The organism is Ruegeria sp. O11 (assembly GCF_056535285.1).
Window position 1 is genome coordinate 202023 of record NZ_JBQERS010000006.1, and the last position, 22234, is coordinate 224256.

Annotated in this window: 21 protein-coding genes; 15 read left to right on the plus strand and 6 right to left on the minus strand. The window is 55.2% G+C overall.

Annotation, left to right across the window (positions count from 1 at the left end):
- Positions 1 to 151: 151 nt before the first annotated feature.
- From ACRZ91_RS13825 to coxB, 5 genes are all read right to left on the minus strand, one after another.
- Positions 152 to 967, minus strand: coding sequence for a cytochrome c oxidase subunit 3 (locus tag ACRZ91_RS13825; RefSeq protein WP_170541585.1), 816 nt, complete (start codon positions 965 to 967; stop codon positions 152 to 154).
- Between the two features lie 22 nt (positions 968 to 989).
- Positions 990 to 1565 carry a cytochrome c oxidase assembly protein gene (locus ACRZ91_RS13830; RefSeq protein WP_170541589.1) on the minus strand — a complete coding sequence of 192 codons (576 nt, stop codon included), beginning with the start codon at positions 1563 to 1565 and terminating at the stop codon, positions 990 to 992.
- Positions 1565 to 1726 carry a hypothetical protein gene (locus ACRZ91_RS13835; RefSeq protein ID WP_010441671.1) on the minus strand — a complete coding sequence of 54 codons (162 nt, stop codon included), beginning with the start codon at positions 1724 to 1726 and terminating at the stop codon, positions 1565 to 1567. Before ACRZ91_RS13835 ends, ACRZ91_RS13830 begins: the two co-directional genes overlap by 1 nt.
- A complete protein-coding gene (gene cyoE, locus ACRZ91_RS13840; protein WP_480906306.1) occupies positions 1723 to 2679 on the minus strand; it encodes a heme o synthase in 957 nt (318 codons plus the stop codon). Before cyoE ends, ACRZ91_RS13835 begins: the two co-directional genes overlap by 4 nt.
- Before the next feature lie 74 nt (positions 2680 to 2753).
- Entirely contained in the window at positions 2754 to 3665 is a 912-nt protein-coding gene (coxB, locus tag ACRZ91_RS13845; RefSeq protein ID WP_170772762.1) for a cytochrome c oxidase subunit II, read from the minus strand.
- Positions 3666 to 3841: 176 nt separating this feature from the next.
- Here coxB and tldD point away from each other — a divergent pair, with 176 nt between their 5' ends.
- From tldD to ACRZ91_RS13870, 5 genes are all read left to right on the plus strand, one after another.
- Positions 3842 to 5263: a metalloprotease TldD gene (gene tldD / locus ACRZ91_RS13850; RefSeq protein ID WP_480906310.1), complete on the plus strand. Its 1422-nt coding sequence runs from the start codon at positions 3842 to 3844 to the stop codon at positions 5261 to 5263.
- A 238-nt stretch (positions 5264 to 5501) separates the two neighbouring features.
- Positions 5502 to 6638, plus strand: a complete 1137-nt coding sequence (gene dprA, locus ACRZ91_RS13855) for a DNA-processing protein DprA (protein WP_480906313.1) — start codon at positions 5502 to 5504, stop codon at positions 6636 to 6638.
- Between the two features lie 180 nt (positions 6639 to 6818).
- A complete protein-coding gene (gene topA, locus ACRZ91_RS13860) occupies positions 6819 to 9440 on the plus strand; it encodes a type I DNA topoisomerase (protein ID WP_480906317.1) in 2622 nt (873 codons plus the stop codon).
- A gap of 92 nt (positions 9441 to 9532) precedes the next feature.
- Entirely contained in the window at positions 9533 to 10237 is a 705-nt protein-coding gene (locus tag ACRZ91_RS13865) for a CoA transferase subunit A (RefSeq protein ID WP_319545161.1), read from the plus strand.
- A complete protein-coding gene (locus tag ACRZ91_RS13870) occupies positions 10237 to 10863 on the plus strand; it encodes a 3-oxoacid CoA-transferase subunit B (RefSeq protein WP_010441664.1) in 627 nt (208 codons plus the stop codon). Before ACRZ91_RS13865 ends, ACRZ91_RS13870 begins: the two co-directional genes overlap by 1 nt.
- A gap of 47 nt (positions 10864 to 10910) precedes the next feature.
- Here the strand turns inward: ACRZ91_RS13870 and ACRZ91_RS13875 are convergent, their stop codons facing one another.
- Complete coding sequence (locus ACRZ91_RS13875; RefSeq protein ID WP_010441663.1) at positions 10911 to 11777, minus strand: lytic transglycosylase domain-containing protein; 867 nt, start codon at positions 11775 to 11777, stop codon at positions 10911 to 10913.
- A gap of 353 nt (positions 11778 to 12130) precedes the next feature.
- On the opposite strand from ACRZ91_RS13875, the gene ACRZ91_RS13880 reads away from it, so the two are divergent.
- The 10 genes from ACRZ91_RS13880 (at position 12131) to ACRZ91_RS13925 (ending at position 22232) form a co-directional block, all read left to right on the plus strand.
- On the plus strand, positions 12131 to 12325 hold the full coding sequence (locus tag ACRZ91_RS13880) for a hypothetical protein (RefSeq protein WP_170779339.1): 195 nt from the start codon (positions 12131 to 12133) through the stop codon (positions 12323 to 12325).
- Between the two features lie 443 nt (positions 12326 to 12768).
- Positions 12769 to 13650, plus strand: coding sequence for a Flp pilus assembly protein CpaB (gene cpaB / locus ACRZ91_RS13885; RefSeq protein WP_170779333.1), 882 nt, complete (start codon positions 12769 to 12771; stop codon positions 13648 to 13650).
- Positions 13651 to 13846: 196 nt separating this feature from the next.
- Positions 13847 to 15253 (plus strand): type II and III secretion system protein family protein, encoded by a 1407-nt coding sequence (locus tag ACRZ91_RS13890; RefSeq protein WP_170473290.1) that lies wholly within the window; start codon positions 13847 to 13849, stop codon positions 15251 to 15253.
- A gap of 16 nt (positions 15254 to 15269) precedes the next feature.
- The gene (locus ACRZ91_RS13895) at positions 15270 to 15890 is read left to right on the plus strand and encodes an OmpA family protein (RefSeq protein ID WP_480906323.1); all 621 of its coding nucleotides are present in this window, start codon (positions 15270 to 15272) and stop codon (positions 15888 to 15890) included.
- A 204-nt stretch (positions 15891 to 16094) separates the two neighbouring features.
- The gene (locus ACRZ91_RS13900; protein WP_170541618.1) at positions 16095 to 17330 is read left to right on the plus strand and encodes an AAA family ATPase; all 1236 of its coding nucleotides are present in this window, start codon (positions 16095 to 16097) and stop codon (positions 17328 to 17330) included.
- Between the two features lie 17 nt (positions 17331 to 17347).
- The gene (locus ACRZ91_RS13905; protein ID WP_010441655.1) at positions 17348 to 18787 is read left to right on the plus strand and encodes a TadA family conjugal transfer-associated ATPase; all 1440 of its coding nucleotides are present in this window, start codon (positions 17348 to 17350) and stop codon (positions 18785 to 18787) included.
- Positions 18788 to 18799: 12 nt separating this feature from the next.
- Positions 18800 to 19768, plus strand: a complete 969-nt coding sequence (locus tag ACRZ91_RS13910; RefSeq protein ID WP_319545167.1) for a type II secretion system F family protein — start codon at positions 18800 to 18802, stop codon at positions 19766 to 19768.
- Positions 19769 to 19778: 10 nt separating this feature from the next.
- Positions 19779 to 20756 carry a type II secretion system F family protein gene (locus tag ACRZ91_RS13915; RefSeq protein WP_010441653.1) on the plus strand — a complete coding sequence of 326 codons (978 nt, stop codon included), beginning with the start codon at positions 19779 to 19781 and terminating at the stop codon, positions 20754 to 20756.
- Between the two features lie 70 nt (positions 20757 to 20826).
- Positions 20827 to 21369: a tetratricopeptide repeat protein gene (locus ACRZ91_RS13920; protein ID WP_480906328.1), complete on the plus strand. Its 543-nt coding sequence runs from the start codon at positions 20827 to 20829 to the stop codon at positions 21367 to 21369.
- Positions 21370 to 21380: 11 nt separating this feature from the next.
- Entirely contained in the window at positions 21381 to 22232 is an 852-nt protein-coding gene (locus tag ACRZ91_RS13925; protein WP_480906331.1) for a tetratricopeptide repeat protein, read from the plus strand.
- Positions 22233 to 22234: the final 2 nt, after the last annotated feature.

The window sequence follows — 22234 nt, forward strand, 5'->3', positions numbered from 1 at the left end:
GGCCAAACCTTGTTGCAGAAATCGGCGTCTTGTTACGGCGCGTGTTGGTCTAATTGCAACCACGCAATTGTATGGGGCGCAATCTTGCGCACCTTATAGAGAAAAAGCCGCCCCTTGGGGCGGCTTTTGCAATTGGATCACCTGACCGGCGTCACATCAGCGGAGCTTGACCCCAGATGTAAACGGCGAAGAACAGGAACAGCCAGACGACGTCAACGAAGTGCCAGTACCAGGCTGCCGCTTCGAACCCGACGTGTTTCTCAGGCGTAAAATCGCCTTTCAGGGCGCGGATCAAGCAGACCGACAGGAAGATGGTTCCAATGATGACGTGGAAACCGTGGAAGCCGGTTGCCATGAAGAAGTTCGAGTAGAACTGGTCATCGCCAAACTTCCAGCCTTCGTGGGCCAGCAACTCATAGTACTCAAAGCCCTGCAATGCAGTAAACGCGATACCCAGAACGATGCCAATGGCCAGGCCATTGATCAGTGCCTTGCGGTCATTGTCATGCACCAGAGCATGGTGTGCCCAAGTGATCGCACAACCCGACAGCAGCAGCACCAGAGTGTTGATCAGCGGTAGGTGGAACGGGTCAACCGCGTGAATGTCGGGCTGGATGTACTCGGTGCCAGCATAGTCGTACATCGGGTACATGCGGTGCTTGAAGAACGACCAGAACCAGGCAAAGAAGAACATCACTTCGGACATCACGAACAGGATGAAGCCATAGCGCAGACCAATACGCACAACCGGCGTATGGTCGCCCTGACGGCTTTCGACCACCACTTCGGACCACCATGCGAACATGGTGTAAAGAACACCGATCAGTCCCATCCAGAAGATCCACGGAGTAACTCCGTGCATCCACAGAACAGCCCCGAACAACATCACAAAGCCAGATACCGCGCCGATCAGTGGCCAGATCGACGGGTTCAGAATGTGATAATCATGGTCTTTTGCGTGTGCCATCAGCGTCCCTCACCTACAGGCGTTAGTTCTTGTTTGTTTCTGCCTGCACGTCCAGGGCTGCATAGCCCTCGGGCAGGTCAATTTCATAGAATGTATACGACAGAGTAATCGTATGCACATACTTGGCTTCCAAATCTTCGACCATCTCTGGATCGACGAAGAAAGTCACCGGCATCTCAACCCGCTCTCCGGGTTGCAGAACCTGCTCTTCAAAGCAGAAACAGGCAATCTTCTGGAAATATCCACCGGCAGAATACGGGGCGACATTGTACGACGCCTGTCCCGCAATCGGGCGATCAGTTGGGTTATAGGCTTCGTAGAAGGCCAGCCCGGTCTCACCAATGCGGACTTCCATCTCGCGCTCGACCGGCTTGAATTCCCAGGCCATGTCTTTGGCTTTTGATGCGTCAAAACGCACGGTGACGGTGCGGTCCAGAATCTCGTCTGGTGCCACTTCGGCCACGCCGGTGGTCCCACCAAAGCCGGTGACCCGGCAAAACCAGTCATAAAACGGCACAGCTGCCCAAGCGAGGCTGCCCATCAGGACAACCACGCCAACCGTTTGTGCAACGGTTTTCTGAGGACCGGTCAACGCCATCAGTTCTGCACCTCTTGTGGTGCCATGTTGAAATCAGTGCCCGAGACCTTCACGATCGTCAGTCCAAAGATGATCACGATGAACGCGGCCAGTGTTAGGCCCACGCCCAGATTGCGGCTGAACCGACGCTGATGCAGCTCGTGGCTTTTGCGCAGGCTCATGACCAACCTCCCAGCCCATAGGGTTTCAGCAGCGCCTCAGCCAGAATCGCGCCAAAATGCAGGAAGAGATACAGCAACGACAGCTTGAAGAAGCTGCGCTCGACCTTGAAATTGTCGGATTCGGAATCGTCTTCGTTTCGGCGGGAAATCTGCCAGGCGCCCCGCAGGAACAAGCCGTTCAGAACCAGTGCGACCATCAGATAGATCGGGCCTCCGATATCCGAGAACGCGGTGCCCACCGCCAGCACCGCCAGCAGCGCGGTATAGACCAGAATGTGCCAGCGTGTGGCGCGGCGGCCGTGCGTAACGGTCAGCATCGGCACGCCTGCGTCGTCATAGTCCGAGCGCATAAACAGTGCCAATGCCCAGAAATGCGGCGGCGTCCACATAAAGGTCAGGGCGAACATCAACCACGGCTCAAGCGTCATAGAACCTGTGGCCGCGACCCATCCGATCACCGGCGGGAACGCCCCTGCGGCACCACCGATCACGATATTCTGCGGTGTCGAACGCTTTAGCCACATCGTGTAGACGACGACATAGAAGAAGATGGTGAAGGCCAGAAACGCGCCGGCGAACCAGTTGGTTGCCAGACCCAGCATGATGACGGACAGGCCAGAAAGAGCCAGTCCCAAGGCCAATGCCTCGCCTTCCTCGACCTTGCCGGACGGGATCGGGCGGCCTTTGGTGCGCTTCATCACGCGGTCGATATCCGCGTCCCACCACATGTTCAGCGCGCCAGACGCACCACCGCCGATCGCGATAAACAGGATGGCGCAGAATCCTACAAACGGATGTACTGGAACCGGGGCCGCAAGCAATCCAACCAAAGCCGTAAACACCACCAGCGACATCACGCGTGGCTTCAGCAGGGCAAAATAATCGCCAAAGCTGGCCTCGTCCGCGCGGGTCTGCGCGGAAACGGTGCTGGCATTGAAGCTTGCGTCGCTCATCTTTGGTCCTTTTCGGGGCAAAAGCTGCGCGAAACCCGCGCAGCCCGCACATGTTTACCTAGGCCTCAGTCGGCTTAGTTCGAGGCCACCTGATAGGAAACAGGCTTACCTGCATACTCTTCCAGAGCGCCCTGCAGCCACTGCTCATATGCCTCTTCGCTGACCACTTTGACGGTGATCGGCATATAGGCATGGTCTTTGCCGCACAGTTCCGAGCACTGGCCGAAATAGACGCCTTCCTTATCAGCCTGGAACCACAGTTCGGCCAAACGACCTGGTACGCCGTCCTGCTTTACGCCGAATGACGGGATGGTCCACGAATGGATCACGTCAGACGCAGTAACCTGCATGACAATGATCTTACCAACTGGAACAACTACCGCCGTGTCCGTCGCGAGCAGCCACTCATCCTGGCTGTAGCCCGCATCGGCCAGCTTGGCGCGCATCGCGTCATCCAGCACAAATGGCGTTACATCTGCATCCGCAGGGCGCGCGCCCTCATCCAAAGTGGCCGGGTGGCCCAGCAAGTAGCTGTCGAATGCGAAATCGTGATCGACATATTCGTAAGTCCAGTACCACTGGTTACCCACGACCTTGATGGTGATGTCGCCCTCTGGGATCTCTTGTTGCTTGAACAGAACCGGCAGCGAGAATGCGCCAATGAAAACCAGAATTAGGATTGGCCCAAGGGTCCACGCAATCTCAACCGGGGTATAGTGGGAAAACCGCGCAGGCTCAGGATTCGCACGCCGATTGTATCGCACGATGCAGTAGAGCAGCAGACCGGCGACAAACAGGCAGATGACCGTGATGATCACCAGAATCATATTGTCGAGACTCTGAATTCCTTCGGCAAGACTGGTGGTCGCAGGCTGGAAACCAACGCCGCCTGCCACCGGCTTGCCAATAATCTCAAGCTCCTGAGCCATGGCGGGAAGGCTGGAGAGGGCTGTTGCAAGCCCGGAAAGCATCAAAGCATTCTTCATTTTCTGTCCTGATCGTTTGATCTTTGCGTCTCTGGCGAAAAGGTGTGAATCGGTCGCACCTCTCCCGTTGTCTTTGGCCGCGTTAAAAACCATATTCCGTCGGGTAGATAAAGCAAAATGCTTGCGTCAAACAGACGCTATTTTTGATCTGGATCAAACCCGAAAGGTCGCAACCTATGTCTCAGGCCCCATTTCGCCCCTTTGAAAGCGCTCTTCCGAAGGACGAGGCGCTTGCTGTGCTGCAGGCCGCAACCAATGGCGCGGAGGACGGAGAGCTGTTTGTCGAGCGGCGAAAGTCTGAGTCACTGGTGTTCGATGACGGTCGTCTGCGGACGGCTTCCTACGATGCATCCGAGGGATTCGGCCTGCGTGCAGTGCAGGGTGAAGTTGCGGGATACGCACACTCGACGGATGTTTCGATTCCCTCACTTAAACGAGCCGCCGAAACCGCACGGCTGGCTGTCGGTGATGGTGGTGGGACGCTCGCCGGACCGCCAAAGGCCACCAACACACGGCTTTATACTGATGAGGACCCGATCGAATCCGCCAGTTTTCCGGTCAAGATCGAGACTCTACGCGAGATTGACGCCTTTGCCCGCGATCTGGACCCTCGGGTCGTGCAAGTTAGCGCCACGATTGCCGCCTCAGTGCAGGAGATCGAGATTCTGCGCCCCGACGGCGTGCAGGTGCGCGATGTGCGCCCAATGACCCGCCTGAACGTCTCGGTCATTGTAGAACACAACGGACGGCGCGAAAGCGGCTCAGCCGGGGGCGGTGGGCGCGTGGGTCTGGATGGGCTGATTGATCCTGCCGATTGGCAAGATAAAGCGCGCGAAGCTCTGCGGATCGCACTGGTTAATCTGGATGCCATCCCTGCCCCTGCCGGCGTGATGAAGGTTGCATTGGGACCTGGCTGGCCCGGAATTCTGTTGCACGAGGCCATTGGGCACGGTCTGGAAGGCGATTTCAACCGCAAGGGCAGCTCGGCCTTCGCCGGGCTGATGGGACAACAGATCGCCTCAAAAGGCGTGACCGTGGTTGATGACGGCACGATAGCGGACCGTCGCGGCTCGATTTCGGTGGATGACGAAGGTACCCCCAGTTCGCGCACGGTCCTGATCGAAGACGGTATACTGACCGGATATATGCAGGACCGCCAAAACGCACGTCTGATGGGGGTTTCACCCACGGGCAACGGGCGGCGACAGAGCTATGCCCACAAACCCATGCCTCGTATGACCAATACCATCATGTTGGGCGGTGATTCAGACCCAGCCTCGCTGGTATCAGACATCAAAGACGGCATCTGGGCCGTCGGTTTTGGCGGCGGTCAGGTTGATATCACCAATGGCAAGTTCGTCTTTTCCTGCACCGAGGCCTATCGCGTCGAGAATGGTAAGATCGGTGCTCCGGTCAAAGGCGCGACACTCATTGGTGACGGTCCCTCGGCGCTAAAGCGTATTCGGGGCCTGGGGAACGATATGGCGCTTGATCCGGGCATGGGCACCTGCGGCAAGGACGGGCAATGGGTGCCGGTGGGAGTGGGGCAACCAACCGTGCTGATGGACGGACTGACGGTTGGTGGCTCAGCTGCTTGAGTCGAAATTCAGTGCGACGAATGAGGCGCAGGGTTAACGCTGCGCCTCATCGGTTGAAGAAGTTGCCGATCAACGGTAACTTGCGCAAAAAAATTCATACAAATTTTTGCTTTATTTTCATATGTATAGCGTGACATCTAATTTCAAAATCCGAATAATTCAGTTCTAATTATCCAAGATTTACAGGCTGTTAACCCGCTGCACCGTAAACCAGTTTTGCAATCAGGCGGAGCATCGGATGACCGAAGAGCAGCTTTCTTCCAATCACCCCCCACTCCCACCCACCACGGAAGAGGACCGGTTTTCGTGGCTCCGTCTGTTGCGTTCGCGCAAAGTTGGACCGGCGACGTTTCGGCGCCTGTTGCGCGAACATGGCTCGGCGCAGAATGCGCTGGCCGCGCTGCCGGAAATGGCGCGCGCAGCCGGAATTGAAGGGTACGAAATCTGCCCCCCCGGCGTGATCGAGGCGGAGCTCAGGGCCGCAAAAGCAGCCAAAGCGCGGCTTTTGTGCCTTGGGGCCGCTGACTATCCCGATGCGCTGATCGACATTTCTGACGCACCTCCAATGTTATGGGCGATTGGTGATCCGACTATTCTGAATCGACAGGCGATCGCTATGGTAGGGGCACGGAACTGTTCTTCACTGGGTGCCCGCATGGCACGGGCGTTGGCCTCTGAGTTGGGTAAAGAAGACTACATCGTCGTCTCGGGACTGGCCCGCGGTATTGATACTTCGGCCCATGTTGCCACTTTGGAGACAGGAACTGTGGCGGTGATGGCTGGTGGGGTCGATGTGATTTATCCAGCCGAGAATTCTGATCTGGCGCGCGACATCGCAAAAACCGGCCTGCGCCTGTCCGAGCAACCGATGGGCACTACGCCACAGGCCCGGCATTTCCCGCGCCGCAATCGCATTATTTCAGGTCTGGCACAGGCTGTTGTCGTGGTCGAAGCTGCAGCCAAATCAGGCAGCCTGATCACCGCACGAGACGCGCTAGACCAGGGACGAGAAGTTCTGGCCGTCCCTGGGCACCCGTTCGACGCAAGGGCGGCGGGGTGCAACCTGCTGATCCGGGACGGCGCGACATTGGTACGCTCCGCTGAAGATGTGATTGACGCATTGCCGACGCAGCAGCATCAGATACTGCCCCAACAAATCCCGCCTATCGGACTGGAGACCGCACAATCCGAAAATGCCCCACGCGCACTACACGACGTGATTCTCAGTTGCCTTGGTCCATCTCCAATTGCCGAGGACCAGTTGATCCGGGATGTCGACGCATCCGCTGGCGAAATAGGCCCAGTGCTGGTCGATCTGGAACTTGATGGTAAGATTCAGCGGCAACCGGGCGGGCTTTTGGCCCTTAGCGCCTAATATCCGAAAAGCTGAGATTTTGGGACCAGCGACTGATTACACGGTGCAAACTGCCAGAATCGGCCTGAAAATCAGTGGCTTTGGGCGCGGAAAACGAACGCATTGACAATTCGATCTTGCCCCACACATTTTGCACGGTCATACAAAGCGCAAAATCCGTCGAGCGAGGATTCCCCTTAAATGCCTGTAGTTGTTGTAGAATCTCCGGCCAAAGCAAAAACGATCAACAAGTATCTTGGCCCCGACTACACTGTTTTGGCCTCATATGGCCACGTCCGTGACCTGCCGCCGAAGGATGGTTCGGTCGATCCCGAGCATGAATTTTCAATGAAATGGGAGGTGGGCAACGACAGCCGCAAGCATGTCAAAGCGATCGCCGACGCTCTCAAAGAAGACAACGCTTTGATCCTCGCAACTGACCCTGACCGCGAGGGCGAAGCGATCAGTTGGCACTTGCAAGAAGCGCTCACCAAGCGGCGTTCGATCAAGAAGGACACGCCGGTCAGCCGCGTGACGTTCAACGCGATCACCAAGGACGCCGTGACCGAAGCGATGCAGAACCCGCGCGAGGTCGATATGCCGCTGGTTGAGGCCTATCTGGCCCGCCGTGCGCTGGACTATCTGGTGGGCTTCAACCTATCGCCCGTTTTATGGCGCAAACTGCCGGGCGCAAAGTCTGCCGGACGCGTACAATCGGTCTGCCTGCGCCTGATCGTGGAACGCGAGATGGAGATCGAGGCGTTCAAGCCTGTTGAATACTGGTCCGTAAGGGCCTTGTTCGAAACACCACGCGGCCAGACCTATGAAGCCCGTCTTGTTACTCTGGCCGGCAAAAAGCTCGACAAACACGATCTGACTAATGCCACGCAGGCCGAGCTGGCTGTACAGGCGATTACCAGCCGGGCGCTGAGTGTCACCTCAGTCGAGGCCAAGCCTGCCGCACGTAACCCAAGTGCCCCGTTCATGACCTCAACCCTGCAGCAGGAAGCCAGTCGTAAATTTGGAATGGGCGCGCGCCATGCAATGCAGGTGGCGCAACGGCTGTATGAGGCGGGCTACATTACCTATATGCGGACTGACGGTATCGACATGGCGCCCGAAGCTGTCGCCGCCACCCGTGATGCCATCTCGAATCGATATGGCCCCGAATATGTGCCGGACAGCCCGCGCATGTATAAAAACAAGGCCAAGAACGCACAGGAAGCGCACGAATGTATCCGCCCGACGGATATGTCGCGTGATGCCAAAGCGCTGAAAGTGACGGATGAAGATCAGCGTAAACTGTACGACCTGATCTGGAAGCGCACCATTGCCTGTCAGATGGCTGCGGCACGACTGGAGCGCACGACAGTCGAAATCGGCAGTGATGACGGCCAAGTCGGCTTGCGCGCCACCGGTCAGGTAATCTTGTTTGATGGTTTCATGCGTGTCTATGAAGAAGGCCGAGATGACGTTGTTGATGACGATGACAAGCGCTTGCCTCAGATCATGCAAGGCGATCCAGCGCGCTTTGCCAAGACATCATTGCGGGATCAGTTCATCAAGGCCACCAGCGACTCGGACAAAGCCGCGATTCTGTCCGACAACGAGGCCGTGCTCGCGCTGCAACACCACACTCAACCGCCGCCACGCTATACCGAGGCGACGCTTGTCAAGCGGATGGAAGAACTGGGGATCGGACGACCATCGACTTATGCTTCGATCGTCACCACGATTCAGGATCGGGAATATGTACGCAAAGACAAGAACCGCCTGATCCCCGAAGAAAAGGGGCGGATCGTCACGATCTTTCTGCTGAACTTCTTCCGCCAGTATGTGGGCTATGAGTTTACGGCCAACCTCGAGGAAGAGCTCGATGACGTCAGCGCTGGGGACCGTGACTACAAGGATCTGCTCGGAAAGTTCTGGCGAGATTTCTCGGCTGCAATTGGTGAGACTTCGGAACTGCGCATATCAGAAGTGCTGGACAAGCTGGATGAGGCGTTGGCGCCCCAGCTGTATCCCCCGCGAGAAGACGGATCCGATCCGCGTATTTGTCCGAAATGCGGTGTGGGCCAGTTGCACCTCAAAACGTCGCGTACCGGCGGATTCGTGGGCTGCGGCAATTACCCGGAATGTACCTATACCCGTCCGATCGCTGGCGAAGGTGCGGAAGGTGATGAACGTTTGCTAGGCGAGGATGCGGGCGATGAGATCTGGCTGAAATCCGGTCGGTTTGGGCCCTACGTCCAACGCGGAGAGCCCACGCCCGAGAACAAGAAACCTCCGCGTGCATCCCTGCCCCGTGGCTGGAACAAAGATGACATGGATCTGGAAAAGGCGCTGACTTTGTTGTCTTTACCGCGCCAGATCGGCGAACATCCCGAGGGTGGCATGATCAGCTCGAACTTTGGACGGTTTGGCCCATATATCATGCACCAGCTGCCGGAGGAGGCCAAACCCGTCTACGTCAATGTCAAAGATCCAAATGACGTTTTTGAAATCGGAATGAACCGGGCGGTTGAAATGCTGGCCGAGAAACGGGCCAATCCGGGACGGCGCGGACAGGCTGCGAAACCGCTGAAAGAAGTAGGCGAACATCCGGATGGTGGCGTGATGCAGATTCTGGACGGGCGCTACGGGCCTTACGTGAAATGGGAAAAGGTCAACGCGACAATCCCCAAGGACATAAAGCCCGAGGATGTGACGCAGGAAATGGCCATTGAACTGGTCAACGAGCGTGCGGCCAAGAAGGGTACTAAGAAGAAGGCGGCGCCCAAGAAGAAAGCAGCTGCCAAGAAAACCACCAAAAAGGCAGGTTAGGTAGAAATACCACCTGCCCCTTGGATTCGTTGACTTCCCGGTGACGTGGCGGCACAACTCGGCCCAACACCATGTCATTGGGGGAGTTTTCCATGAAGAAAATCTATGCCAATGCCGAAGAGGCGCTCGATGGGGTGATCTCGGATGGCATGTTGATCGCGGCAGGCGGCTTTGGTCTGTGCGGTATCCCAGAGATGCTGCTTGAGGCGATCAAAGCGTCGGGCGCGAAGGACCTGACCTTTGCTTCGAACAACGCAGGCGTTGATGATTTCGGCATCGGCATCCTGCTGCAGACCAAGCAGGTCAAGAAAATGATCAGCTCATATGTCGGTGAAAACGCGGAGTTCATGCGCCAGTATCTGAGTGGAGAGCTGGAGCTGGAATTCAATCCACAAGGCACATTGGCCGAACGCATGCGCGCCGGTGGTGCTGGCATCCCCGGGTTCTACACCAAAACAGGCGTGGGAACGGTGATCGCGGACGGAAAAGAGCACAAAGACTTCAACGGCGAGACCTATATCATGGAGGAAGGCATCTTCGCCGACCTCGCGATCGTAAAGGCGTGGAAAGCAGATGACACCGGAAATCTGGTGTTCCGCAAGACCGCCCGTAACTTCAACGTGCCCGCCGCAACATGCGGTAAGATCTGCGTGGCTGAGGTTGAAGAAATCGTTCCGCGCGGCTCACTAGACCCTGACAGCATCCACCTGCCCGGCATTTATGTGCACCGTATCATTCAAGGCAGCCACGAAAAGCGCATCGAACAGCGCACCACCCGTAAGAAGGAGGAAGCATAATGCCCTGGGACCGCAATCAGATGGCCGCGCGCGCGGCTGAAGAGCTCGAAGACGGCATGTATGTGAACCTCGGCATCGGTATTCCGACGCTGGTGGCGAACTATGTGGGCGACAAGGATATCACTCTGCAATCCGAAAACGGTATGCTGGGCATGGGCCCCTTCCCGTTTGAGGGCGAGGAAGACGCTGACCTGATCAACGCAGGCAAGCAGACGATCACCGAACTGTCCCGCACCTCTTACTTCGATAGCGCGACTTCGTTCGCCATGATCCGAGGCGGTAAGATTGCCGCTGCGATCCTGGGTGCGATGGAAGTCGACGAGAAAGGCGATCTGGCCAACTGGATGATTCCCGGCAAGCTGGTCAAAGGCATGGGCGGAGCGATGGATCTGGTGGCCGGTGTGGGCCGCGTTATCGTTGTGATGGACCACACCAACAAGCATGGTGATTCGAAAGTGCTGAAGGAATGTACTTTGCCACTAACCGGACAGGGCGTTGTGGATCGGATCATCACCAATCTGGGCGTCCTCGATGTGGTCGAAGGTGGCCTGAAGATCGTTGAACTTGCCGATGGTGTCAGCGATGCGGATATGAGGGCGGCGACCCAGGCAACGATTGTCGACTGACATCGCTCCTCCAAAAAGCAAAAGGCCCGCAATGACGCGGGCCTTTTTTAATTGGCTGCCTGAAAGACGCAGGGGTCCGATACGAACTGCGGTGCTGACGTGCACAGCGCGCTTGCGACCTGAAACGCGGCAAGGACCTTGGGCACGTAATCTCTGGTTTCAGCATAAGGTGGCACACCGCTGTGTTTATGCACGGCCCCCTCGCCTGCATTATAACCCGCGAGAACGAGGATCGGGTCGTTATCGAATTCCTCCATCAGCCAATGAAGGTATTTGACCCCACCTTCTATGTTTTGCTCCGGTTTGAGGCTGTCTTCGACACCGAAGCGTTCGGCTGTGGCTGGCATGAGTTGCATCAACCCCTGAGCGCCGGCGGAACTAACGGCTTGTGTTTTCCCGGCGGATTCCACCGAGATTACCGCCAGCACAAGCGCAGGCGAGACATTTGTGCCCACAGTCGAGCGCAGGATGTCCACGCCGCGCGCGTCTGCGATATCCTGAAGCGTTTGAAGGCGCGGGGCCGCTACGTCGGTCGCAGACAATGCCTGAACAGCTTCTGCGAGCCTTCCTGCGCTTGCCTGTTGCAGTTCGGGTGAGATTCGGCTCCAGAAAGCCTCATAGGTCCCTACCGGCTCGGTCGTTCCTGCGATCTTCGGAGGATTCGACGGCGGAACGGGTGCAGGGGTCGTAACCTCGGGCACATCCAGCTTTGCCCCAGTGCTGGGTGCCGAAGGCGACGCCGCGTGTTGTTCTGGGGTAATTTGAATGGTCACACGCGGACGCGTGCCAGGTTTGGGGGCTTTGATACGCTTATAAACCCCGCGCGGCTCGATCTCAGTCGCGGATACCGAAATTGCACCCGTCAATAGGAATGCGACTGCACCTGCGCAAAACATTGCGTCCCGGAAATACATTTGCCTGCCTCGATTTCTTATCTTTTGAAGCATTTTGAACCCTATAACGGCCTGCAACGCCAGAAAAACAAAGCGAAATGGGGCAATTTCGCCTCATTTGCCGCTATTTTGCATCGCCCAATCCTCTATGCACGAAAAAAGGTGAAGTAATTTCTACTAATAATCAATATGTTACAAGAATTACGGATAAAATCTTAAGCATTTAGCCAAAAAATATTGGTTTGGCCCAATTCCTGCCACGCGCAAAGGTCAAACATAGACCCATACCGAGACGATCGGGAGCGGACTGAGAGAGAATGCTCTGGAAGACGCCGAGGTTAATTACTTATTTGATCCTTAAGGAGGGACGTAACATGATCAAGTTCATCAAGAACTTCCGCAAAGACGAAGACGGCGCCGTAACTGTAGACTGGGTCGTTCTGACCGCAGCCGTTGTTGCTCTGGCAGCCATTGCATACAATCAGGTTCAGAGCGGTGCCAGCGAACTGGCCGGCAACATCGATAGCGCGCTGTCGGGTATCACTGTTGTGACGCCGAACACCAACTAATCGCTGCCAGACTCTGGTATCTAATGTGGGGGCCATGTCTTATCAAAAGACGTGGCCCCTTTTGCAAAAGTTCCTTACCTCGGTAACGTACAATGTTTAGCACAATCAAAATTTTTTTTAGCGAAGACGACGGCGCTGTTACGGTAGATTGGGTTGTACTAACGGCCGCGATCGTAGGCATTGCCGGGATGATGTACGTGCTCCTGAACGAAGGCATCCAAAGTGTCGACGAGCAAACCGGGCAAGCCCTCTCGTCGATTCAGGTCCAGCAAATTAGTTTTGACTAAACCAATATACTGGCTTCTTTGACGGATCTTGATACTGCTCCGAAAAATGTGGGGATTGTCCCATTTTTGGACACAATTACCTCCTAGGGTAGCCGCTGAACCATCGCGACGAAGTTAGCCGCGAGACTTACTTGAACGAAACATGACGAGGGACAAATGCGAGCTGTTTTTGGACTTGTTCTTATCATCGGGATCGCCCTGGCCGGTGGTGCTGTCTATATGGCACGCGAATATATTACTGAGAATCAGGCTAAACTTGCGCAGGAGCGAAAACTGCGTGAAGAAGCTCTGGCAAATGCTAAAGCTGGCGTTGTGCCAACAGTCGGAGTTCTGGTCTCCAACCGGTCTCTTAAGTATGGCGAGCGGCTGAACCAGGACGATATCCGCGTTGTCCAGTGGCCCGAATCAGCAATTCCCGAGGGCGCTTTCGTTGATGCGGCAGTATTGTTTCCTGATATCAAGAACAACGAACGATATGTGCTTCGGGCAATGGAAAAAGACGAAGCCATCATGGAAGTCAAAGTTACCAACCCGGGCGAAACAGCGGGCTTGAGGTCGCAGTTGCCCAAGGGCATGCGTGCGTTTGCAATCAGCGTCGATGTTGCCTCCGGCGTTTCGGGCTTCTTGCGCCCTGGTGACACAGTGGACGTCTATTGGACGGGATCGCTGCGCGGTACTACTGATGCTGGACGCGGCGAGATTACCCGACTGGTTCTGACAAATATTGAACTGGTCGCAGTTGACCAGATTGCGGGTTCAGATGTCACAGGGACCACGATTGCCCGCACTGTAACCGTAGCGGCGACCTCACAACAAATTGCGGCTTTGGCACAGGCACAAAACACCGGCCGTATGTCTCTGGCGCTAGTGGGCGCGCAGGATGATGAAGTCGCCGAAGTGGTTGAAGTAGACCAGCAATCATTATTGGGAATTCAAGAACGAGCACCCGCACCGGTAGTGGTTGAAAAGAAGGTTTGTACAATCCGAACCCGTCGTGGCGGCGAAACTGTCGAGACACCAATTCCCTGTACAAACTAACGAAAATTCAAACCGTTAACGACCCACAGACCGCGCATTTTGCGCGGTCTTTTTCATGGTGTTGTTGCGAGAAACCCACATAAGGAAAATTCCGGAAACCATTGATTATTGCAATAAATCCGGAATTGGCGCAGGGTTCAGATCATAGGGCATTAGACCCATAAAAAATCGAGTGGTGATCGGAGAGGCAGGTCACATGACAATACGTTCCTGGATCAGCGCAACCCTGCTGGGGTTGTCGCTTGTTGTGAGCCCAATCGGCGATGCCGCGTGGGCCCAAAATCTTCGCGTGGTGAAAAAGGGGACAGCTGAATCGCTGGATGTTCCTGTTAACCGCGCAATTGTGGTGGAGAGTGAACAACCCTTTGCCGATATCAGCATTGCCAACGCAGGCATTGCAGACATTTCTACTCTGTCCGACCGGACAATATATGTATTGGGTCGCGCACCCGGCATAACCACGCTGACGATGTTCGATGGCGGTGGAAATCTGATCACTAACGTGCGTGTGCGCGTTTCGCCTGATGTCTCTGAGTTCAAAGAGCGGCTGCGTCAGATTCTGCCAAATGAGCCGATCGAAGTACGGACTGCAAATGACGGTATTGTCCTATCCGGTACGGTATCAAGCAGTGCAAGACTAGCACGTGCTCTTGAACTCGCCGAGCGCTACGCGCCTGAGCGTGTATCGAACTTGATGAATGTTGGTGGCGTACAGCAAGTCATGCTGAAAGTGCGATTCGCCGAAATGAACCGTTCGGTAGCGAAGAACCTGTCGGCATCTCTGGGCTTTGGCGGTGGAGACGCGACCGGCGGCTTCAACAGCTTGAACAACCAAGCTGCACTTAACAACGCTTTGGCGAATAACATCCCGTTCGTGCAAACCAATACGGGTGCTATCTTGTTTGGGTTCGGCGCAGGCTCGACGCAGGTTCGTCTGCTACTGGAAGCGCTTGAAACCAAAGGCTTAGTCCGCAGTTTGGCCGAACCGAACCTTTCGGCACTATCCGGACAAGAGGCTGAATTTTTGGCCGGTGGCGAAGTGCCGATCCCTGTTCCGCAAGGTGACGGCGTGGTTGCGATCGAGTATCGGGCCTTCGGCGTTCAGCTCTTGTTCGTTCCTCGTGTCGTGGACGGCGATCGCATCAATCTGGAAATGGGCGCATCCGTATCGTCAATCGATCAGAGTTCCGATTTCACGATCAACGGCGACAACGTCCCGAGCTTCATCTCGCGTACCACACGCACGACGATCGAGTTGAATGATGGTGAAAGCTTTGCAATTGCTGGTTTGATCCAGGATGACTTCACAGATCTGAACAGTCAGGTTCCGTGGTTGGGTGATGTGCCGGTTCTGGGCGCTCTTTTCCGCAGCGCTCAATATCAGCGCGAACAAAGCGAGCTGATCATTATTGTGACCGCACATCTGGTTTCACCTACTCGTGGTGAGGCGCTTGCCCTGCCAACTGACCGGGTCAAACCACCCAGCGAGTTCGATCTGTTCGTGAATGGCAAAGTCGCCCGGACTGAACGAGCCGGAAGCGGTGCTGCATCGGAAGTGGCCAAGCAGGACTTTGGCGCCTCCTATGGCTATGTTCTGGATTGATAGGAGGATAGGACCAATGGAAAAGTGGATCTTAACACTGGGCCTTTCGGTTGCTGTCGCTGGCTGTACTCGCGAAGCTGGGTATGAAATCGATCAGGGCACTTTCGGAAACGCGACGCTGAATAACATTCAGGTCATGAATGGCGAGTTGACGTATGGCCAGATCCTGGCTCAGAGATTCGCCGCAGAGGTTCCGACGCAGATCAACTTTGCGTTTGATAGCGCACAGCTGGATGCATCAGCGCAGAAGATTCTGCTGCAGCAAGCCGCATGGATCAAACAGTTCCCCGAAGCGCGGTTCCGTGTTTACGGTCACACCGACGCTGTAGGTTCAACTGCTTATAACAACCGTCTGGGGCAACGCCGTGCCAATGCGGCGGTGGCATTCCTAACGCGGCAAGGGATCTCGCGATCACGACTGGAAGCTGTTGTTTCGTTTGGGAAATCCCGCCCTCTTGTGGCGACTCCGAATCGGGATCGTCGTAACCGTAGGACGGTTACCGAGGTTTCAGGATTTGTTGATAGTCACAAGAATATCCTGGATGGGAAATACGCTGACGTTATCTACCGCGAGTATATCTCAAGCGCGGCCCCGGTCAGCTTCATCCAAATCGGTGAAGGCGAATCCAGTGAATAATAATACCTAAGAAATGGGCGGCATTGTCGCCCATTTCCCTACAATTGGTTCTTTTGCGCCCAATTCTCGCCCCACTTCCAAGCAACATTGTGAACAATAGGGTGACCTGCGGCCAAAATTGACCGCATCGGGCGACAGCAAGCTAGAACTGACCTTTCACGCGTTCATCAGGTTTGCTCAGCCCTCTCGACGAGGATTGTGTTTATGACGAGCGCGACGCCGCAAGATGAAAACGACGCCATTCTGGCCTGCACGATTAGCCGTGATGTCCAGAATTTCGATCTGTTGATCGAAGATATGGAAGCCGCGCTAGGAGAACGCTGGGGGGATCTGGGGTTTGCCGAGGCGCTCGCGTTCTTTAGCCAGCCCGAAGCAGAATCGCTTCAATTTGTTGCCCTGGCGCTGGATGGTGATGACGAAGACAACCTGACCATGATGGGTGAAATCATCACACGTGCCAAGGAAAAGGGCATAAAGGTTGTTTTGATCGCAGAAGATGTGACTCCGGCTTCCCTGCATCAGCTTTTGCGTAAGGGCGCTGATGAATTTGTCCCCTACCCGCTTCCCGAAAACGAACTTCAGGAAGCGATTGACCGGATGAACAAGCCCGACCCGGTCACAGCACCACAAGCCGCAGCAGTGCCGCTGGCAAATGGTGCGTCGAAAGAGGGCGCGCTGTTCGTGGTCCAGGGGCTCGCAGGCGGGGTCGGTTCTACGACGATGGCCGTAAACCTTGCGTGGGAACTGGCTACAGTTTCAGCCAAGGAAGCACCCAAAGTGTGCCTGATTGATCTGGATCTTCAATATGGAAGCGTTTCTACGTTTTTGGACCTTCCGCGCCACGAAGCTGTATTCGAAATGCTCTCGGACACTGATTCCATGGACGAGGAATCCTTCGGGCAAGCCCTGCAAACATTCGAAGACAAGCTGCAGGTCCTAACCGCTCCGTCCGATATGGTTCCACTGGATATTATCAACCCTGAGGATATCCAGCGCGTGATCGATACAGCACGCAGCCACTTCGACTACGTCGTGATCGACATGCCCAAAACACTGGTTCACTGGTCTGAAACGGTGCTGCAGGCGGCGCATGTCTATTTTGCTTTGATCGAACTTGATATGCGGTCGGCTCAGAATGCGTTGCGCCTGAAACGGGCTTTGCAAGCCGAAGAACTGCCTTTTAACAAGTTGCGGTTTGCCATGAACAGGGCACCGAAATTCACCGACCTCAACGGAAAAGGCCGGGTCAAACGTATGGGCGAAAGCCTGGGAATTTCGATCGACTTGCTTCTACCTGATGGTGGCAAGGCAGTCATGCAAAGCGGTGATCACGGCCTGCCATTGGCAAACTCGGCGGCCAAGAATCCGCTACGCCGCGAGATCGCCAAACTTGCTCAATCGCTTCATAGCCTAGGCAGCAGCGACGCTGAAGCCGCATAATTCAAAGGGGAGCTGCCGTGTTTTCAAGATATAAAAAACAGCCTTCGGCGCAGCCGGTCCAAACCCCGGCGCCTGAAAAAGCTGAGGCCGCAACGCCAGCCGCGGCGGCGGCCTCGACTAATGTTGTACGCAAGCCGGTGCAAAAAAAGGCGGCGGAGGTCACCGTCAACGACAAAGAGCGCAAGCGCAAAGAGCGTTTGGGTGAGATCAAGCTGGAACTGCACCGTGAACTGCTTGAAAACCTAAACCTTGCGGCGCTTGAGAAAGCAGCAGAGGCCGAGTTACGGGCTGAGATCAGTGCAATTTCAAGCGAAGTTCTGGAATCGCGCAATATTGTCTTGAACCGTGAGGACCGCACTCAGCTCAACAAGGAACTTTATGATGAAGTCACCGGCCTGGGGCCGCTGGAAACCTTGCTGCAGGACGATACGGTCAACGATATTCTGGTAAACGGCCCTCAGCAGATTTTCGTCGAGCGAGCGGGCAAACTGGAAATCAGCGACATCACTTTCAAGGATGAAAAGCACCTGATGCGGATCATCGACAAGATTGTGTCCGCTGTTGGCCGTCGTGTCGATGAATCCAACCCTTACGTTGACGCCCGTTTGGCAGACGGCTCGCGTTTCAACGCCATGGTGCCGCCGATTGCAGTTGATGGCTCGCTGGTTTCGATTCGTAAGTTCAAGAAGGACAAGCTGGGCATTGACGATCTTGTCAATTTCGGCGCCTTCACGGAAGAAATGGCCGCCTACTTGCAAGCTGCGGTTTCAACGCGCCTGAATATCATCGTTTCAGGTGGTACGGGTTCCGGTAAGACGACAACGCTCAACGCGCTGTCCAGCTTTATCGACGACGCCGAACGCATCCTAACCATCGAGGATACGGCGGAACTTCAGCTACAACAGACCCATGTGGGCCGGATGGAAAGCCGCCCGCCCAACGTGGAAGGTAAAGGTGAGGTCAGCCCGCGGGACTGTCTAAAAAACGCCCTACGTATGCGCCCCGACCGCATCATCGTGGGCGAGACGCGTGGTGCCGAGGTGATCGACATGTTGCAGGCCATGAACACAGGCCACGACGGATCAATGACCACGATCCACGCCAACTCTGCCCGCGACGGTATCTCACGTCTTGAGAACATGATCGCGATGGCTGGAATCGAAATGCCGATCAAAGCCGTCCGCAGCCAGATCTCATCGGCTGTGAACCTGATTGTTCAAGCCAGCCGTCTACAGGACGGTTCACGTCGCATGACTTCCATCACTGAGATTACTGGGATGGAAGGTGACGTGATTTCCTTACAGGAACTCTTTAAATTTCAACGCGTTGGCTTGACCCCCGACAACAAGATCATCGGTCATTTCACTGCGACAGGCGTCCGGAGCAACTTTTCAGAGCGGTTCCGCCTGTGGGGTTTCGATCTACCCGCTTCGATCTACGACCCGACCACGATGTAGGAGAACCAAGATATGCAACTGCCTGTCGAGGCGCTCATCTATGTCGTGATTTTCGTCGGGGTTTTCGCCCTGGTCGAAGGTATCTATCTTGTCGCCTTTGGAAAATCGATCAGTCTGAACAGCCGTGTCAATCGCAGGCTGGATATGATCGACAAGGGTGTCGGTCGCGAACAGGTGCTGGAACAACTGCGCAAGGAAATGCAGCAGCATATGAAGTCGCAGAGCATCCCGCTCTATTCGCTTCTTGCAGACAAAGCCCAAAAAGCCGCAATCGCCTTCTCGCCCAGACAGCTGATTATGATCATGGCGCTGGTTTCTGGTTTGGTCTTCATGGCCCTCAGCGTGGCCACGGCGACCGAAATGACATTGCGGATCGCGCTTTCGGGTGCCATCGGTATTGGTGCTGTCTACACTTGGGTCAGCAACAAGGCCAAGAAACGCATGGCTTTGATCGAAGAACAATTACCGGATGCGGTTGAACTGATGGTGCGATCGCTTCGGGTCGGCAACCCGTTTGTTTCATCGATCCAGATCGTTGCCAGCGAAGTTGAGGACCCACTTGCGACGGAATTTGGCATCATCTCGGATGAATCTGCTTATGGCCGGGAAGTGGGTGAAGCGCTTAAGGACATGGCAGAACGGCTGGATATGCAGGATTTGCGTTTCCTAGCAGTGGCGGTTTCCATTCAGCAGCAGTCGGGGGGTAACCTTGCTGATATTCTCGCGGGCCTTGCGAAAGTGATCCGGGCCCGGTTCCGCTTGTTCCGTCGGGTGAATGCGATTACCGCTGAGGCAAAATGGTCAGGAAAGTTCCTGTCTGGCTTCCCTCTTGCATGCCTCATGTTCATTCTGGTCAAGGATCCGCATTATTACGATTCGGTGATGGATCATCCGCTGTTTATTCCAGCCTGTTTCTTTGTTGGCATCATGCTGACATTGAACCTGATCGTCATGAAAATCCTGACTAATATTAAGGTTTAGAGGTGCCGCCATGGAAATTCTGAGCCAGATCAATGAGCTGCTAAAAACTCATTTAGGCGAATTCGGCCCGCTGATTGTCGTTGGTATTCTGGGATTGTTTATGATCCTGATCACCGTCCCTTTGATGCTGAATCAGCCTGAGGATCCACTTAAGAAGCTACAACGTTCAAACGCGGCGCCTAAGAAAAGTAAGAAAGAAAAGAAAGAACGCCTGAGAAACGCCAGCCGCAACGAGCAGCTTGAAAAATTTGCCAATTTCCTCGAACCCAAGGACGAGGAAGAATATTCGGCCGTTCAGCTCAAGCTGCGCCAAGCGGGCTATCAGTCAAAAGATGCCGTCCGATTCTATCATTTTTCGCAGTTTGCGTTGGGGATTGTCGGAATTCTGATCGGTATCTCACTGGTCACGGTTTTCGCAGGAGATCAGGAGTTTGACTCTACTCAACTCCTAATTCGCGTTTTGGGGCCTGGACTGGTCGGATACTTCATACCCAAGTACTGGATCACACGGCGCGTAGAGGAACGGAAGGAGGCCATCGTCAACGGTTTCCCGGACACGCTTGACCTGATGCTTGTTTGCGTCGAAGCCGGCCAATCGCTTGATCAGGCCATCGTTCGGGTCGCGGCAGAAATGAAAGCCTCCTATCCCGACATTGCGCTTGAATTTGAAGTCGTCGCCTATGAAATGAAGGCTGGTAAAGAAAAGGATACGGTCCTGCGCGATTTTGCCACCCGTTGCGGAGTTCAGGACGTTAGCGCATTTGTGACTGTTATGATCCAGTCAGCCACCTTTGGTACTTCGATCGCGGAAGCTCTGCGGGTTTACGCCGACGAAATGCGCGACAAGCGCGTTATGCGCGCCGAAGAAGCCGCGAACAAGTTGCCAACCAAAATGACACTCGCCACAATGATGCTGACCGTCCCCCCCCTTCTGGTCATTCTTGTTGGCCCTTCGGCAAAAGGTATCATGGAGTTTGGAAGCCAATAACGCTCACCTTCTGCGTGATAAGGTTCTCAAGCCTTTCGGTTTGCACCTGCGTCATCTCTTTAGGGCCGCCATGGTTATTGCCATGGTGGCCTCTTGCACTGAAACGCGTTCTCCGGACGATCCATTTGCGCCTGGGGTTGACCCCGATGGCCCGGTTGTGGATGAAATCGCTATCGGCAATCGCCTAATGGCGGCAGGCGAATACGAGCTTGCGATGGAATCCTTCACCCGGGCGGCGCTGACCGAGGGAATGACACCCGAGATCCTGACTTCGCTCGGCACCGCCAATCTGGGCTTACGCCGGATCGGACAAGCCGAACCCCTGCTACGCCGAGCAGTGGAGGATGATCCCGATTGGCCGGTCGCCTGGAATAATCTTGGTGTATTCCTGATGGAGACAGGCGAATACGCCGAAGCAGCACAGGTTTTCCGCCGTGCTTTTGCGTTAGACAATGGCGAAAGTGACGCAATCCGTGACAATTTGCGGTTAGCACTCGCAAAAATGGAAAATCCTGCTAATAATACCCCACAAGAACAAGAATTTGAGCTGGAGCAGCGCGGCGACGGGCAATTCGTTCTGCGCAAAAACCCAGCAATAGAGGCAGAGCAGTAAAGGACGCAAAAATGCGCCATCCCTTTTTGATTCCGACGATGCTTGCGTGCGGGCTGGTCTTGACCGCTTGCGCAAAAGAAACCGAAGAGGAAAAAGTCGAACGTACATTTCAGGAAGTAAACGTTATTGACGAGACCAACCTGAACGACGTGATGCTGAATGCAGCTGATCCAAACGAAGCCGTCACTTATTTTCAGGGTGCGGCCGCCAAGAACCCGGACCGGATCGATCTTCAGCGTGGTCTTGCGATTACCCTGACCCGCGCCAAGCGCAGCACCGAAGCGTCAGCGGCATGGAAACGTGTGCTCGGGATGAAAGGTGCAAACAACGCCGACCGGGTTGAATATGCAGATGCGCAAGTGCGTAGCGGAAATTGGGACGCTGCAAAGGCAACACTCGACAAAATCCCACCCACTTATGAGACGTTCAAGCGCTATCGGCTTGAGGCGCTGGTGGCAGACTCCAGAAAAGACTGGAAACGCTCAGACCATTATTATGAAACCGCAGTTGGCCTGACCACGCGACCGGCGGGTGTCATGAATAACTGGGGCTACTCCAAAATGGCACGCGGGCAATATGCCGAAGCTGAACGTCTGTTCACCGAAGCCATTCAACAGGACAACGCGCTATTTACTGCGAAGAACAATCTGGTTCTGGCGCGCAGTGCACAAGGCAATTACAGCGTTCCGGTTGTCCCGATGTCTCAGACCGAACGGGCGATGTTGCTGAATACGATGGCTATTTCGGCAGTTAAACAAGGCGATGTAAACCTCGCCAAGAACCTGTATCGCGAGGCAATCGCCACGCATCCCCAGCATTATGACGAAGCCGTTCGCTCGCTTCGGGCACTCGAGGACGCCTAATC